At 63.8% G+C, this 15,682-nt stretch carries 12 protein-coding genes; 4 read left to right on the forward strand and 8 right to left on the reverse strand.

The window, feature by feature from the left end; translation table 11 throughout:
• Window positions 1–2: 2 nt before the first annotated feature.
• The 8 genes from LB533_RS06225 to ftsZ form a co-directional block, all read right to left on the reverse strand.
• Window positions 3–1,556, reverse strand: coding sequence for an FGGY-family carbohydrate kinase (locus tag LB533_RS06225; protein ID WP_140638533.1), 1,554 nt, complete (start codon window positions 1,554–1,556; stop codon window positions 3–5).
• Window positions 1,556–2,680 carry an ABC transporter ATP-binding protein gene (locus tag LB533_RS06230; protein ID WP_140638532.1) on the reverse strand — a complete coding sequence of 375 codons (1,125 nt, stop codon included), beginning with the start codon at window positions 2,678–2,680 and terminating at the stop codon, window positions 1,556–1,558. The genes LB533_RS06225 and LB533_RS06230 overlap by 1 nt, the downstream gene beginning before the upstream one ends.
• Entirely contained in the window at window positions 2,677–3,795 is a 1,119-nt protein-coding gene (locus LB533_RS06235) for an ABC transporter ATP-binding protein (protein WP_140638531.1), read from the reverse strand. Before LB533_RS06235 ends, LB533_RS06230 begins: the two co-directional genes overlap by 4 nt.
• A 4-nt stretch (window positions 3,796–3,799) precedes the next feature.
• Window positions 3,800–4,657 carry a carbohydrate ABC transporter permease gene (locus tag LB533_RS06240; protein WP_140638530.1) on the reverse strand — a complete coding sequence of 286 codons (858 nt, stop codon included), beginning with the start codon at window positions 4,655–4,657 and terminating at the stop codon, window positions 3,800–3,802.
• A 9-nt stretch (window positions 4,658–4,666) separates the two neighbouring features.
• Complete coding sequence (locus LB533_RS06245; protein WP_224676879.1) at window positions 4,667–5,590, reverse strand: carbohydrate ABC transporter permease; 924 nt, start codon at window positions 5,588–5,590, stop codon at window positions 4,667–4,669.
• Window positions 5,591–5,748: 158 nt separating this feature from the next.
• Window positions 5,749–7,194: an ABC transporter substrate-binding protein gene (locus LB533_RS06250; protein WP_224676880.1), complete on the reverse strand. Its 1,446-nt coding sequence runs from the start codon at window positions 7,192–7,194 to the stop codon at window positions 5,749–5,751.
• Window positions 7,195–7,239: 45 nt separating this feature from the next.
• Window positions 7,240–8,214 carry a sugar-binding transcriptional regulator gene (locus LB533_RS06255; RefSeq protein ID WP_181165158.1) on the reverse strand — a complete coding sequence of 325 codons (975 nt, stop codon included), beginning with the start codon at window positions 8,212–8,214 and terminating at the stop codon, window positions 7,240–7,242.
• A gap of 387 nt (window positions 8,215–8,601) precedes the next feature.
• Window positions 8,602–9,639 (reverse strand): cell division protein FtsZ, encoded by a 1,038-nt coding sequence (gene ftsZ, locus LB533_RS06260; RefSeq protein WP_140551191.1) that lies wholly within the window; start codon window positions 9,637–9,639, stop codon window positions 8,602–8,604.
• A 453-nt stretch (window positions 9,640–10,092) separates the two neighbouring features.
• On the opposite strand from ftsZ, the gene LB533_RS06265 reads away from it, so the two are divergent.
• The 4 genes from LB533_RS06265 to LB533_RS06280 all read left to right on the forward strand — a co-directional run bounded on the left by LB533_RS06265 (window position 10,093) and on the right by LB533_RS06280 (window position 15,663).
• Window positions 10,093–11,448, forward strand: a complete 1,356-nt coding sequence (locus LB533_RS06265; RefSeq protein ID WP_140638527.1) for a glutamine synthetase family protein — start codon at window positions 10,093–10,095, stop codon at window positions 11,446–11,448.
• A gap of 106 nt (window positions 11,449–11,554) precedes the next feature.
• Complete coding sequence (locus LB533_RS06270; RefSeq protein WP_224676881.1) at window positions 11,555–12,439, forward strand: helix-turn-helix domain-containing protein; 885 nt, start codon at window positions 11,555–11,557, stop codon at window positions 12,437–12,439.
• A 136-nt stretch (window positions 12,440–12,575) separates the two neighbouring features.
• On the forward strand, window positions 12,576–14,765 hold the full coding sequence (locus LB533_RS06275) for a TonB-dependent siderophore receptor (RefSeq protein ID WP_224676882.1): 2,190 nt from the start codon (window positions 12,576–12,578) through the stop codon (window positions 14,763–14,765).
• A gap of 22 nt (window positions 14,766–14,787) precedes the next feature.
• Window positions 14,788–15,663 (forward strand): ABC transporter substrate-binding protein, encoded by an 876-nt coding sequence (locus LB533_RS06280; RefSeq protein WP_318012428.1) that lies wholly within the window; start codon window positions 14,788–14,790, stop codon window positions 15,661–15,663.
• The last annotated feature ends 19 nt before the right edge of the window (window positions 15,664–15,682 follow it).

Consider the following 15,682-nt stretch of genomic DNA (forward strand, 5'->3'; position numbering starts at 1 on the left):
TCTCAATTTGCCTGCACTGAAGCCATCGCGCGCCAGACCGGCCGCAACGCCTGGTGCGCCAACATGTAGGATGGGGTCATCCTGTCGTAGATCGCGGCGAGGCTCCGATCGCTCGGCTCGGCCTCGCCAAGCAGCGGCGTTACCCATTCCGCGACGCATTCGTCCATCGACTTGTACAGGCCGACGCAGACCGCCGCGATCATCGCCGCGCCGGCCGCCCCGGCCTCCTCGCGCTGGCTGGTGCGGATGTCTGCGCCGACGGCGGCACCGAGGATCTTGCGCAGCGCCGGGCTTCGAGCGGCGCCGCCGGTCAGCCGGATCTCGCGCGGCAATGGCCCCATGGCGGCGTAGCAATCGCGCGCGGCGAAGGCCAATCCCTCGAAGACGGCGCGCACCAGGTCCGCATAGCCGTGACGCGAGGAAATGCCGACGAAGCCGGCTCTCGCATTGGCATCGACAAACGGCCCCCGCTCGCCGGCCTCGGACACATAGGGCTGGTAGAGCAGAGAGGCGGGCTGCGAGGCCGCGATCCAGGTATCGACGAGCGCGATCATCTCGCCATTGCTGCGGGTGATGCCTTGCGAGGCGAGGATGCCGGAGGCCAGCCCAAGCACCCAATCGATGTTGAGCGTCGCGGCCATGTTGGACTGCATCTGCGCGAACACGCCGGGCGCCGGCATGGCCATGGTGTAGCCGGTTGCCGCCTCGTTCAGTTGCACGTCGTCCGGCGTCTCGGCCAGCCGCATATGCATGCCGGTGGAGCCGATGATGGTGCAGCCGGGCTTGCGCTCGCGGTCGAGCAGGCCGGCGCCAAGCGCGGTGCAGACGACGTCGACATAGCCGAGCACGACCGGCGTGCCGGCAAGCATACCGGTCGCAGCGGCGGCCGCCTGCGACAGACCGGCACTGTGCCTCGTGCCGTCGGTGACCGGCGGCAGGAGATGCCGCAGGTCCGCGACGCCGAGCACGTCGAGCACATCCTCGTTATAGTCGCGGGTGCGGAAATCACCGAAGGTGAAGGTTCCCTCCGACGGGTCGGTGGCGCGCTCGCCGGTCAGCTTGAAATAGAGCCAGTCCTTGCAGTGAAACGCCGTCGCCGCCTTGGCGAGCATCTCTGGCATGTTGCGCTTCATGAACACGAACTGCGAGCCCTGCTGGCAGGCGGCGAGTCCGCTGCCGGTCTTTTCGAAGCGCAGCCTGTCCTCCGGCCGCGCGCGGATCTCCTCGACGACACCGGCGGCGCGCGCGTCGAGCCAGAGCCAGCCCTTTGCCACCGGCTCGCCCTTGCCGTCGATCAACCAGGTGCCGTCGCCCTGCCCGGTCACCGCGATGGCGACGGTCCGGCCGGCGAGATCGGGCACCTTGTCGGCGAGCTGGCGCAAGGTCGCCGCCGCATCGGCCCATGTGCGCGCAAGATCCTGTTCGGCGCCGCCGCCCGGCAGCGTCTCGTAATGGTTCGGCGTTGCCGCGGCGGCGATCTGCCGGCCTTTCGTGTCGAAGGCGATGGACTTGATGACGGAGGTGCCGGCATCGATACCGATCAAGAGATCACGCATCAGGCGAGCTCCATGCCGTGCGAGATGGCCTCGCCGCTCGCCTGGTCGAAGACATGCAGGTTCTTCGGGTCGATGCTGACATTGATCGGCGTGCCAAGATCCAGCCGGGTGCGGTCGTGCTCGACCAGGACCAGCGAGCCGCCGGCGAAATCGGCCGCTATATGGGTCTGGTCGCCAAGCCACTGGTTGGCCGAGACCCTGGCGGGAACACCCTCCTTCGAGCGCCGCACCGCGTAAGGCCTGATGCCGATGACCACCCGCTCGCGGCTGAGCAGCTGGTCGCGGACGGGAGCACTGAAGGCGTCCTTGTCGTAGTCGAGCGACAGGCCGTCGGGCAGCCTGAGATTGATGCGGCCGGCGGTCGTGCCGACATAGGCCTCGAAGACGTTCATCGGCGGCTCGCCGACGAAGGTGCCGGTGAACAGATTCGCCGGGCGCTCCTTGATCCTGTCCGGCGTATCGAATTGCTGCAGCACGCCGCCTTCCATCACCGCGATGCGGTCGGCAAGCGCATTGGCTTCGGTCTGGTCGTGGGTGACTAGGATCGCGGTCAAGCCGCGTTCCTTGATGAAATGCTTGATACGGCCGCGCAGCACGGCGCGGAGCTGCGGTTCGAGCTGCCCCATCGGCTCGTCCAGCAGATGCAAATCGGCGTCGCGGATCAGCGCCCGGCCCAGGCTGGCGCGCTGCTGCTGGCCGCCGGAGATGGAACTTGGGTAACGCTCCAATATATCCTCGATCTCGAGCAATTTGGCGATGCTGGCGACCCTGGCCTCGACCTCGCTTCTGGGTAGCCGGGCCGCCTTGAGCGCGAAGGCCATGTTCTCGCGCACCGTCAGCGGCGGGTAGAGCGAATAGCCCTCGAAAGCCATCGCCACGTTGCGCCTGACCGGCGGCAGCGTGTGCACCTGGCGGCCGGCGACCGAGATCGCGCCACGCGACACCTCCTCGAAGCCGGCGATCATGCGCAGCGTCGAGGTCTTGCCGCAGCCGGACGAACCGAGCAGCGCCACGATCTCGCCCTTGCCGATCTCCATCGTCAGCTTCTTGACGGCGTGGACGCCCCGGTCGATCGGGCCATAGAATTTGTCGACACCGGAAATGGTGAGTGCGCTCGCGCTCATGCCGCTTCTCCGTTGCGCAAGCTGACGACGTTCTTCGAGCCGATGCGCTCGCCGCTGGCGCGATCGAATAACAGGGCGCTCTTGCCGTCGACGGCGATATAAGCCTTGCCTTCGCTGCGGCCCGGTGTTCCGGCCGGGCGCGAGACCAGGATTTCGCGGCCGCGCAGCGTGCGCACCAGCGTGACGATCTTTTCGTTGAGCGGCGTTTCGGCCTCGACCGTCACCGGAATGGCGCCCGCTTCATTTTCGCCGACGAAATGCAGTGCTTCCGGCCTGAGCCCGATGATGCAGTCGCGGCCGACCGCGGTCTCGGGAGCCCCGCCGAGATGGACCTGCACATTGGACAAGGCGACATGGATTCCCTTGGCGCCAAGCGCCGGCTTGACGTCGAGCAGGTTGATGGTCGGATCGCCGAACAGCCGCGCGATCTCGATATTTGCCGGCTCGCGATAGATCTGTTCGGGCGTACCGAGCTGGCTGATGACGCCTTGCGACATGACCGCGATGCGGTCGCCGAGCGCCATGGCTTCCTTATAATCCTGGGTGACGTAGACGACGGTGGCGCCGCGGTCTGCGAGCAGCCGCGGCAGTTCGAGCCGCATCTCGAAACGCAGCTTGGCGTCGACATTGCGCAAGGGATCGTCGAGCAGCAGCAGCGGCGGCGAGCCGACCAGCGCACGGGCAAGCGCGGTGCGCTGCTTCTGGCCATTGGAGAGCGCACGCGGCTTATGGGAGAGCACATGGGCGATCTTCAACAGCTTGGCGACGCTCTCAACGCCGGCCTTGATCGCGCCCTGCGACGAACGCTTGGCCTCCAGCGGCGTCGCGATGTTGTCGAATGCGCTCATATGTGGAAACAGCGCGAAGTTCTGGAACGCCATGCCGACGCCACGGAATTCAGCGTCGACATCGGTCATGTCCTCGCTGCCGATGAGGATCTTGCCTTCATCGGGGTCGATGACGCCGGCGACGAGGCGCAACAGCACCGTCTTGCCGGCGCCGGAGGGTCCGAACAGGACAAGCGTCTCGCCGTCGGCGACGGTCAGCGACAGATTGTCGAGCACGGTCTGGCTCTTGTAGCGCTTGACGAGGTTTCTGAGTTCGAGGCTGGCCATGGAACTACCCCTTCACCGCGCCGAGTGACAGGCCCTCGACCAGATAGCGCTGCGCGTAGAGGGCGAGCGCCAGAGTCGGCGTGATCGACAGGACGATGGCCGCCGAGATCTGGCCGTACTGGATGCCCGAGGAGGTGATGAAGGCGAGCGCGCCGACCGTCACCGGCTGCTTGTCGGCCGAGGCCAGCACCAGCGCGAAAACGAAATTGTTCCAGGCGAAGATGAAGGCGAGCAGGCCGGCAGCGGCAATGCCGGGGCCGGCGAGCGGCAGCGCGATCTTGCGGAAAGTGGCGAACCAGGAATGGCCGCCGATGCGATAGGCATATTCGATGTCGGCGGGAATATCCTCGAAATAGCCGCGCACGATCCACAGGATCAGCGGCAGGCAGATCAGCTGGTAGACCCAGATCAGCCCGATATAGGTGTTGGCCAACCCGAGCTTCTGGAAATAGAGCGTGAGCGGCAACAGCACCAGCAGGGCCGGCGCAAACCTGAACGACAGCAGCGTGAAGGCGATGTCCTCCGAGCCGCGGAACTTGTGCCGCGCGAACGCGTAGGCCGCCGGGACGCCGAGCAGCAGCGAGACCGCGACCGAGGTCACCGACAGGAACACCGAATTCCACAGATTGCGCATGAAGGCGATGTCGAGCGTGCCGGCTGCCGTCATCAGTTTGCCCGTGATCAGTGCCGTGTAGTTTGCGAGCGTCGGCTCGAAGATGAGTTGCGGCGGGATGCGCAGGATGGTCTCGTTGGTCTGGAACGACATCATCAGGATCCAGACGATCGGGAACATGAAGAAGATCACGACCAGCGTGAGTGCCGCGCCGCGCAAGATGCGTTCGACAAGGGAGGTGTGTTCCATGGCCGCCTCCTATGCCTGGCCGCGGGCGCGTTCGCGCAGCCGCAGCCAGTTCTTGATGAAGATGTTGGAGAGGAAATAGGTGATCGCCCACAGGATGATCATGAGCGCCGCCGAACGGCCGACATTGGTCGACTGGAAGAAATTGAGATAGGCCTCGACCTGGAAGACGGTCAGCGTGTCGCCCGGGCCGCCTTGGGTCATGGCATAGATGATGTCGAACTGCTGGATCGAATCGAGCAGACGGAACAGGGTCGCCGTCAATATGTAGGGCGTCAGCATCGGCAGCGTGATGCGGAAGAAGACGAAGCTCCTCGGCACCCCGTCGAGTGCGGCGGCCTCGAAGGGCTGCGTCGGCAGGCTGCGCAGGCCGGCAAGCAGCAGGATCATGATGAACGGCGTGTAGACCCAGATATCGACGAGAACGACGGTGAACAAAGCCGTCGACGGCGACGAGGCCCAGCGGAAATCCTGCAAGCCAATGAGGCTGGCGAGATAACTCAAGACGCCGAAGCCTGGATTGGTCATCAGCTTCCACATCAGCGCGGCTAATGCCGGCGCCGTCATCAGCGGCATCAGCAGCATGATCGAGATGAAGTTGTTCAGGGTCGAGCGCTTCTGCAAAAGCAGCGCGATGGCGAGACCGAGAAGCAGTTCCAGCACCACCGTAGTGCCGGCATAGAGCAGCGAGACTTTGAGCGTGTTCCAGAACTTCGGATCGGTGAAGAAGCTGATGTAATTGTCGCCCCAGTTGAACTGACGCGCCCAGGGCTGGCTCAGCCGGTAGCGCTGGAACGAATAGACTACCGAGGTCAGGAACGGGATCAGAATGCCGATGCAGACCAGCAGAGCCGGCAGGCTGAGCACATAGGGCAACACTCTCTTGCTGATCTTAAAGCCCGAAGGCTTGGGCCTTTGCGATACTACCGCAGTCATCGTGCTGCTCCGTTGTCCCTGTCGCTCCGCCCTGCCGGCCGCCCAGGGAGCAAGGCGGCCGGTCGGGCGAATGGCGGCGACCTTACGGCACCGCGTCGCACACATGAAAAGGTCCGGTGAAGGCCGGCCGGCCAGAGCAGGCCGGCCCTCGTTACGACTTAGCCGAGGCCGGCTTCCTTGAGCTGTCCGTTGATGCTTTCGGCCAGCTTGTCGAGGCCTTCGTCGACCGGCACTTCCTTGGCCACCATCTTCTGGAGCGTCGCCGCCCATTCGGTGGTGAGATCGAAGAACAGCGGCTGCGCGGTGAACTTGATCGAGGCGCCCGGCGCCGAGGCGTCGAACATCTCGACATAGCCGGGATAGCTCTTCTTCAGCTTCTCGCGGAACATCTCGTCCTTCCAGACCGACTGGCGGACCGGATCGACGAAATCCATCTTGGTGGCGCCGAACAGCCCGTGCTCGGGACCCGAAGCCCATTGCAGGAAGTACCAGGTCGCGTCCTTGTCCTTCGAGAAATTGGACATCGCCAGCGACCAGATCCAGATGTTGGGCGTCGAAGCCTTGGCCTCGGGATTGGCGGTGAAGGCGGCATAGGCGAGCTTGCCGGCCATCTTGTTGTCGCCGCCATTCATGAAATAGCCGAGGCAGTCAGCGTCGAAGATCATCGCCGAAGCGCCGGCGCCGAGATCGGCGCCGACCTGGTACCAGGTGTAGGTCGACCAGTCCTTGGGGCCGCTCTCCTGGATCATCTGCACCCATTTGGCGTGGAAGGCCTTGGAGCCGGCAGTGTTCATAGCGGCCGACAGCTTGCCGTCGGCGGAGACGTTGAGGTCCTTCTCGTTGAAGTTGGCATAGGCCGACAGGAAGCCGGGATGGATCGTCGCCCAGGAGCGCGAGCCGCGCACGCCGATGCCGTAGACGCCGCCGCCAATATCCTTCTGCAGCTTGGCCGCCGTCGTGATCATCTCGTCCAGATTGCCCGGAATGCCGACGCCGGCCTTGTCGAACATACCCTTGTTGTAGGTTATGTTGTTCTGTTCGAAGGCCCACGGAATGCACCACTGCTTGGCATCTTCGGAACCGAGCGCGCCGCCGGGAGTGCCGTTCCAGGCGCAGGACGCCTTGACGCCCGGCAGGAGATCGTCCCAGGCATAGTTCGGGTTGGTCTTGGCCGGATCCTTGATCCATTCGTTGAGGTCGGTGATCCAGCCGGCAGGGCCGTAGGTCCAGGTCATGTAGGCGCCGGTCATGAAGGCGTCGTATTCGGGAGAACTCGCCGACAGCGCCGCCGTGACCTTGTCGAAATAGACGTCTTCCGGGAACACGTCATAGACGACATTCATGCCGGTCAGTTGCTTGAAGTTCTCAAGGTCGGCGATCATCGCATCGGCATAGGGATGCTTGTTGAGCAAGAGCTTGATGGTCTTGCCCTTGTGCGCCTTCCAGTCGAAATCGGCGGCCAGCGCACGGGTCTGTCCCAGGTTGAGCAGCGTGCCGGCGGTGCCTGCGGCGAGGCCCATGGCACCCAAGCCCTTGATCAGCCCACGACGGTCGACTTGTCCGCGCAGGAAAGCGTCAATGAGGTCTTTCTCTTTCTCATGCATTTGGTCTTCTCCTCCACAGGGTAGTTTTAACTGAACCGACGCCGGCTACCCGACCGGCGTCTCCTCCACGAGCGATCGCGCTGTCCGCTCATCAGTTATCAGGCCCTTCAGATAGCGGCCCTCCAGCACCGCTTTGACGGCTCGAACCTTGACCTTGCCGCCGGCGACCGCGACGATCCGGCGGCTGGCGATGTCCTCGCGCGCCAGTGCCAGCGCCCGGTTGGAAAGGGTTGTTGCCACCGCTTTGCCGGCATCGTCGAAGAAATGGCCGAGCAATTCGCCGACGCCGCCATTGCGGCGGATCTCCTCCATCTCGCCCTTCTCGATCATGCCGGTGGCGACGAGCGAGGCTTCGCGTTCGGCCGTGCCGATGCCGGCAAACAAAAGGTCGGCGGATCTTGCGAGATCGAAAACCTCGCTGATGCCCTTCTGTCCCAGCAACACCGCGCGGTCGTCCACTGTGTTGGCGAACATCGGCACCGGCATCACATAGGCTTCGGCACCGGTGCGCTCGGCGAGGCGATGAATGACGTCATGCGGGTTGGCCGAGAACTTCCGCGTCAGGCCGCCGAGCAGCGAAACGAAGCGGATCTTGTCTGTCGAGCTGCGCGGCAGGTATTCCACGCAGGCGGCGAGCGTGCGGCCATGGCCGACGCCGATCAGCGCCTGCTCGCCGCGTTCGATCTCACGCTTGAGGAATTGCGCGCCGGCGATGCCGAGCGCCTTGAGCGGCAATTCCTCGGAATCGAAATCGGGAACCACCTCGCAATAATCGAGGCCGTAGCGGCGCGACAGCTCGTCCTCGAGCTCGACGCACTCCGACACTTCGCCGTCGATATAGACCTTCACCAGCCCTTCCTGATTGGCCTTGGTGATGAGGCGGTGGGCCTTGAGGCTGGTCAGCCCGAGGCGCTTGGCAACCTCGGACTGGGTCAGGCCGCCAGCGTAATGAAGCCAGGCGGCGCGTGCCGCCATGCCGGTTTCATCATCGCGCAAGAGGCCGTTTCCAAATCCAACCACGTTCCGCCCTTTGATATTTTTTTCAGTTTCTGCAAAATTTTTCACACGGACGCGTCGGAGTCAAGCGCCAAGCGCCTGCAAAATCACGCGAGGTTCAAAAAGGGGCGCTGATTGTCAACGAGAATGGACATGCGAACACCTGACACGCGGCACCTATCAGGGCCACGGCTACCGCTCAAAAGAAAGCGGTGTCGGCTTATATTTCGCGCAGGAACCCGATCACCATCGCCGCCGTCCAGGTGAAGCGCCGCCGCCCAGCGGCTCGCCGGTGAACGGATCCCAGCATTCGGCAAGCCGCTTTCGGTGATCAGGTCCCGGCTGGATCGCGTGATGGGCCGAGCGACGTCGATGTGCCTGGTGGCAGCAAAGGCCGCCGGCGAGCAGGCCCTATTGCAACGTCCGCGCCGCGGACGGCATCGAATGGTCGTGCGCCATGCCGGCATCGGCATCTTCCACGCCGAGCCCGCGGTCGAGGCCGGTGGCCACCACCGAAACCCGGAACCGGCCTTCCATGCTCTTGTCGAAGATGGCGCCGACGATGATGTCGGCGTCTTCATAGACCTCTTCACGGATTCTCGTGGCGGCCTCGTCGACCTCGAACAGGGTCATGTCGCGGCCGCCGGAAATCGAGACCAGCACGCCCTTGGCTCCCTTCATCGACATCTCGTCCAGCAGCGGGTTGGCGATGGCGGCTTCCGCCGCCTTCATCGCCCGGCTATCGCCTGACGCCTCGCCGGTTCCCATCATGGCGCGGCCCATGCCGCGCATCACCGATTTGACGTCGGCGAAGTCGAGGTTGATCAGGCCTTCCTTGACGATGAGATCGGTGATGCAGCTGACGCCGGCATAGAGGACCCGGTCGGCGATGACGAAGGCATCGGCGAAGGTGGTCTTGGCGTCGGCGATCCGGAACAGGTTCTGGTTGGGGATGACGATTACGGTGTCGGCGCTTTCGCGCAGCCGCTCGATCCCCTCTTCGGCCATCTGCATGCGGCGCCTGCCCTCGAAAGTGAACGGCTTGGTGACGACGCCGACCGTCAGGATGCCTGCCTTGCGCGCCGCCTGGGCGATCACCGGCGCGGCGCCGGTTCCGGTGCCGCCGCCCATTCCGGCGGTGACGAAGCACATATGGGTGCCGGCCAGATGGTCCATGATCTCGTCCAGCGATTCCTCGGCCGCGGCGCGGCCGATCTCGGGAAGCGATCCGGCGCCCAGCCCTTCGGTCACATGCGCGCCGAGTTGGATCAGCCGCGTCGCCTTGGACATGGTGAGCGCCTGTGCGTCTGTGTTGGCGGCAATGAATTCGGTGCCCTGAAGCTGCTCGGCGATCATGTTGTTGATGGCGTTGCCGCCGCCGCCGCCGACGCCGACAACGGTGATCTTGGGTCTCATCTCGGAGATCTCGGGCTTCTTGAACTCGGCCATGCCTCTTCTCCTTCGCCAGTCGCTCGCGCTTCACGCCCCGCCAGATCGATCACACCGCAAAACGGCAACCGACGCAGAGCGGCGTGACGAATCAGTCCGCTCGGATGGGTGTCCCAAAAAGCCAGAGAGCGGCCAGAGGTGCAAGTGCGGGGAAGGTCAAGATTTGTGATAGGGGCGTTTCAGATCGCCACAGCGGCCGCAGACGCCGCGCGCTCAGCCCGATGCCGAGCCTGATGCCGAGCCTTGGCTTTCCGCGTCCTTACCTCTATGTTGTGATCGCAGATCGCGCAATTGGTTTTGAAATGCCTCCCGACATCCCAGCTAGTGGCTTGAAAAAATAGGGAAACGTTCCGGCTGCGGCCGGATACGTGTTCCGAAAATCACAAGCCATTTTTACCAGGGATAGTGCAGCCGATCAGGGCGCGGGCACCCTTCGAAACCAGAGGTTGGAAATTGGGCGATGCAATTGCGGACGTTCTGAACTGGCTTGAGAGCCGAAACGACATCCAGAGCCTGAGGGCCGCGGTGTGCGACCTCAATGGCATCATGCGGGGAAAACGCATCCCCGTCGAGCAGGCGCGCAAGGCGCTGGAGGGCAAGCTGCGCATGCCCTATTCGCTGATCGGGCTGGACATCTGGGGCGAGGATATCGAAGGCAACGCGCTGGTGTTCTCGACCGGCGATGCAGACGGATTGTGCCAGTGGACCGGCCGCGGCATCCTTCCCGTGAACTGGACGGCGCATCCGACCGCCCTCATCCCGCTCTGGCTCGCCGACGAAGGCGGCGCGCCGTATCTCGGCGATCCCCGGCGGGCGCTGGCCCGCATCCTCGATCGCTACAAGGCTTTGGGGCTGACCCCTGTGGCCGCGACCGAGCTCGAATTCTACCTTGTCGATCCGCAATCGCAGCGGCCGGTCGGGCCCGTCTCGCCGGTCACCGGGCGGCGTCTGGACTCCGACGCGGCACTGTCTATCGACGAGATCGACGACTTCGAGGCCTTCATCCACGACATCTACGAAGCCTGCCGGGCACAAGGCATTCCCGTCGATACGGCAATCGCCGAGAACGGCGTCGGTCAGTTCGAGATCAATTTGAACCATGTCGCGGACGCGCTGCGGGCAGCCGACGACGCCGTCCTGTTCAAGCGCACGGTGAAGGGCATTGCCCGCAAGCACGGCTTTGCCGCCTGCTTCATGGCCAAGCCCTATGGCGACCGGGCCGGCAACGGCTTTCACGTCCATTTCAGCCTTGTCGACGCCAATGGGCGCAACGTCTTCGACGACGGCACCGACCAGGGCTCCGGCATTATGCGCCACGCTGTCGGCGGACTGCTGGCGGCGATGGCCGAGAGCACGCTGGTGTTCGCGCCGCATTTCAACTCCTACCGCAGGCTCCGGCCGAGATCCTACGCGCCGACCGCCGTCGCCTGGGGTTACGAGAACCGCATGGTCGCGATCCGCATTCCCGGCGGCCCGACCGGTGCGCGCCGCATCGAGCATCGCGTGTCGGGAGCGGACGCCAATCCCTATCTTGTGCTTGCCGCCATACTGGGCGCGGCACTGGTCGGCATCGAAAGGCAGATGTCACCGGGCGACCCGACCGGGAACGACGGGCAAGGCCTTGCCGCGGCCAAGCTGCCGCCGGACTGGGCATCCGCCATCGCGGCCTTTGAAAGCGGGACGCATGTGGCGGAGATCTTCCCGGCGATCCTGCGCCACTCTTTCATCGCCTGCAAACGCCAGGAACTGAATACGTTCGCGCTCAACGTCAGCGACTTCGAGATCGAGACCTATCTCGAAAGCGTCTGAGGCTCGGCTGACCGACGGCAGCGGCAACGCAAGGGCTTGCGGTGCAGTCGCTGACCGGGCATAAACATGAATAGTTTTGTCATGTATTATGGCCAGGACAGCGGAATTGACCTTCGTTGCGCGCATGGAGAGCCGGATCCAGGGATTTGCCGTAATCGGCGACCTGAAATGGCACGTCTGGGACGGGGTGGTCGCCGACCTCTGGGATGTCTCATGCGGTGACAATGCCGAGGGTTATTACGTCTCTCCCGACCCCCGGCTGTTCGTCGCTCTCGGCGTCGAGGGCGACGGTGCCTTCGTCGTCGAAGGTGCCCAGGGCGAACCGCGCCGTCACAACCAGGCGTTTTCCATAGCCTATATACCGGCCGGGGTGCCGATCCGCGGCCGCGTCGAGGGACTCAAACGGATCAGGCATCTCGACCTGCATTTCGACGCGGCGATACTGACCCGCCGCTTCGGCCGCAGCCTCGATCGCGATGCCTTGCAGATGTCGCGCCTCCAGTTTCGCGATGATCGGATCGCCACGCTTGCCGGCCTGATCGCCGCTGAATGCGGCAGCGAGCGGAAGCTGCATGATCTTTATGGCGAAGGTCTGCTCAACGCCTTGTTCGCATGCCTTTTCCAGATAGACCGGCCAAGTGCCGCCAGGCGCCGGACGCCCCTGTCCCGCCGCAAGCTGCGGCTCGTCACCGACTACATCGACGCCCACTGCCTGGACAGGATCCGCCTTGCTGATCTTGCCGCGCTGACCGGCCTGTCCGAAACCGCGATCAGCCATGCCTTCAAGGCGGCAACGGGCGTGCCGCCGCACCGCTGGCAGATGCAGGCGCGGATCGACAGGGCAAAGGCGATGATGGCGCATGAGGCTGCCTCCCTTGGCGACATCGCCCAGGCTACCGGCTTCTTCGACCAGGCGCACCTTACCCGCGTGTTCAAGTCCGTGGTCGGATTGACGCCCGGTGCGTGGATGAAGAGCGCAAACCGCCAGTGACATTTCCGCAACATAGTGCCGCGATGTCCGTGGTTTGGACAGGAATGGACAAGCCGCCCAAATCCATCCAATGACCCGCAGATAAGTTGATATAAACCATCAAGTATCTCAACGACCACAGGCGGGGACTTTCCTGATGAGCAGAATCTATCGGATCAAGGCGCTTCTGGCGGCCGGCGTGGCGGCTGCCGCGATGATCCCGCCAATGCCGGCGTTCGCGCAGACGGCGCAATCCAGCACCCAGCTTGAACCGGTCGTGGTCGAGGGCGAGGCCGGAGACAGGGCGACCGGGCCGGTCGACGGCGTCGTCGCCAAGACGACCAGAACCGGTTCCAAGACGGCGACCGACATCAAGGAAGTCCCGCAATCCGTCTCGGTAGTCGGACGGCAGGAGATCGAGGATCAGGGTGCACAGAAGGCTGACGAGGCGCTGCGCTACACCGCCGGCGTCTTTGCGCAGCCTTTTGGCCCCGACAGCGACACCAACTGGATGTACATTCGCGGCTTCGATGCAACGGCCACCGGCACCTACATGGATGGCCTCCAGCTGTTCAGCTATGGTTTCGGCGGTTTCTATGTCGACAGCTTTGGCCTTGAGCGCATCGAAGTGCTGAAAGGCCCGGCCTCGGTGCTCTATGGCGGCAGCAATCCCGGCGGCATGGTCAACTATGTCAGCAAGCGCCCGGACTTCGAACGCACGCGCTATGTCGAAACCGGCGTCAACGATGCCGGCAATGTCTATCTCGGCTTCGACATCGGCGATGTCGCCAACAACGGCACGGTCAGCTACCGGATGACGGGCAAGGTGGCCGGCGGCGATACCTACAGCGACCTGCAGAACGGCTGGCGCGGCTTCATCTCGCCGAGCATTAGCTGGAAGCCGGACGAAGCGACCACGCTAACCATACTGGCCAATTACAGCCACATCGACGAGAACCATAATGGCGGCAGCTTCCTGCCCTATGATGGAACCGTGATCGATCACATTGTCGGCGGCGTGAACTATGGCCGCATCGATCCCGATGCGAACTTCACGGAACCGAACATCGACCTCTACAAGCGCGAGCAGGGCTCGCTCGGCTACGAGTTCGAGCACACGTTCGACAATGACTGGACCGTTCGCTCCAACGCCCGTTTCACCGCCGCCGACATCAACGAGGTCAGCGTCTATCCGAACGGCTGGTCAACCATCGGAGGGCCGACCGAGCTGGCGCGGATCAATTTCGATCATGACACCACGGCCAAGACCTTCCTCGCCGACAACCAGATCGAAGGCAAGGTAGCGACCGGAGCGATCGAACATACGATCCTCGCTGGCGTCGATTTCAAATATTACAACATCGACCAGGTACAGTCGTCCGGCCTCTACGATCCCAATTATGACAATCCGATCGACGCTTTCGATCCGGTGTACGGTTCGCCGCTGACGCCTCGCGTCAGCTATCTCAATCAGGACCTGACGCAGAAGCAGCTTGGCTTCTATGCACAGGATCAAATGCGCTTCGGCGATGGCTGGCTGGTGACACTGAACGGCCGCTACGACCGTGGCTGGCTCGAAGCCGACAACCGCCCGACCTATTACTCGGCGGGCTCCAGCACGCAGAGCAGCACGGTTGGCGATTTCTCCGGCCGCGCCGGCCTGGCCTATGAGTTCGCCAACGGCGTAACCCCCTATGCCAGCATCGCCACCTTCTTCAATCCGATCATCGGCACTGATGCGGTGGGCAATCTGTTCAAGCCGGAAGAGGGCACGCAGTACGAAGTCGGCGTGAAGTATGTGCCGACTTTTGTCGATGGCCTGTTCACCCTGTCGCTGTTCGACCTGACCCGTCAGAACGTGCCGTCGAATGTCACTCCCTTCACCCAGATGCAGACCGGCGAGGTGCGTTCACGCGGCGTTGAGCTCGAAGGCAAGGTGAACGTGACGGAGGATTTCCGGGTTACCGGTGCATTCACAGCTTACGATATCGACATCACCAGGGACGCCAACCCGGCGCTCATCGGCAAGACGCCTTTCATCGTGCCGGAAGTGATGGCTTCCGCATCGGTCGATTACACCTTCCGTGGCGACTGGTATGACGGCATCTCGATTGGCGGCGGTTTGCGCTATATCGGCTCCTCATGGGCAGACAATGAGAACACGGCGAAGGTTCCGGCGGTGACGCTGGCCGACCTGAAGCTCGGCTACGAGAAGGAGAACTGGGGCGTCGACCTCAACATCACCAACCTCTTCGACAAGACCTATGTGTCGGGCTGCCAGACAACGCTCACCTGCTCCTACGGCGAAGGCCGCTCCTTCAAGCTGAAGGCGCACACGAGTTGGTAATCATGGACCAAACCCGCTGGCAATGATCCATCCGCCCAACAGACGGCAGGTGCTTGCGCTGGCGGCCGCGGCCTTGCTGCCGCCGGTTGCCGGCAGGACCGCGACGACAAGTGTTGCCGCGATCGATTGGGGCATGCTGGAAACGCTTCTGGCGCTCGGCGTCGAGCCGGCGGCGGCCACCGAACTGATCCAGTTCCGCAGGATTGCGGTCGAGCCTGCCGTTCCCCAATCCGTGACCGATCTCGGACTGCGCGGCACGCCCAACTACGAGCTGTTGCGCATCGTCGCGCCGGACCTGATCGTCATCTCCAATTTCTACGAGTACCAACGCCCGATTCTGGAGCGCATAGCGCCGGTGTTCGCGCAAACCGTCTACGATGCCGGAGTGCGGCCCTACGCTCTCGCCGAGGCAGCAACGCTGGCGCTGGGCGAAAAGCTCGGACGACCGGCCGAAGCGCGGCGTTACGTCGGCGACACCGCCGACGATATAGCGCGGCGTCGCGCCGCCTTGCCAACGACGTCCGCCCGGCCGGTCTTTGTCATCAGCCTCGGCGACTCCAGGCATTTCCGCGCCTTCGGCCGCGACTCCATGTTCGGTGACGTGCTCACGCGGCTCGGCCTGGTCAATGCCTGGTCCGACGAGACAAGTTACAGCGCGGCAGCACCCGTCGGCCTGGAGGCGCTGGCGCGGGTGCCCGAGGCCTCTATCCTGATCGTCTCGCCGTTGCCGGCGGATGTCGGGCGCTCGCTTCCCACCAATGCCTTGTGGAACGCGCTGCCGGCCGTGCGCCAGGGCCGCGTCGCGGTGCTCGAAGCCATCAACCATTTCGGCTGCCTGCCGTCGGCGCGCCGCTTCGCGCGCCTGGCGACGGCAGCGCTTGCGGGTCATGCTTCATGACGGGGCGCGCCGTAGCCGG

Source organism: Mesorhizobium sp. BR1-1-13 (genome assembly GCF_020165515.1).
Lineage (GTDB): Bacteria > Pseudomonadota > Alphaproteobacteria > Rhizobiales > Rhizobiaceae > Mesorhizobium.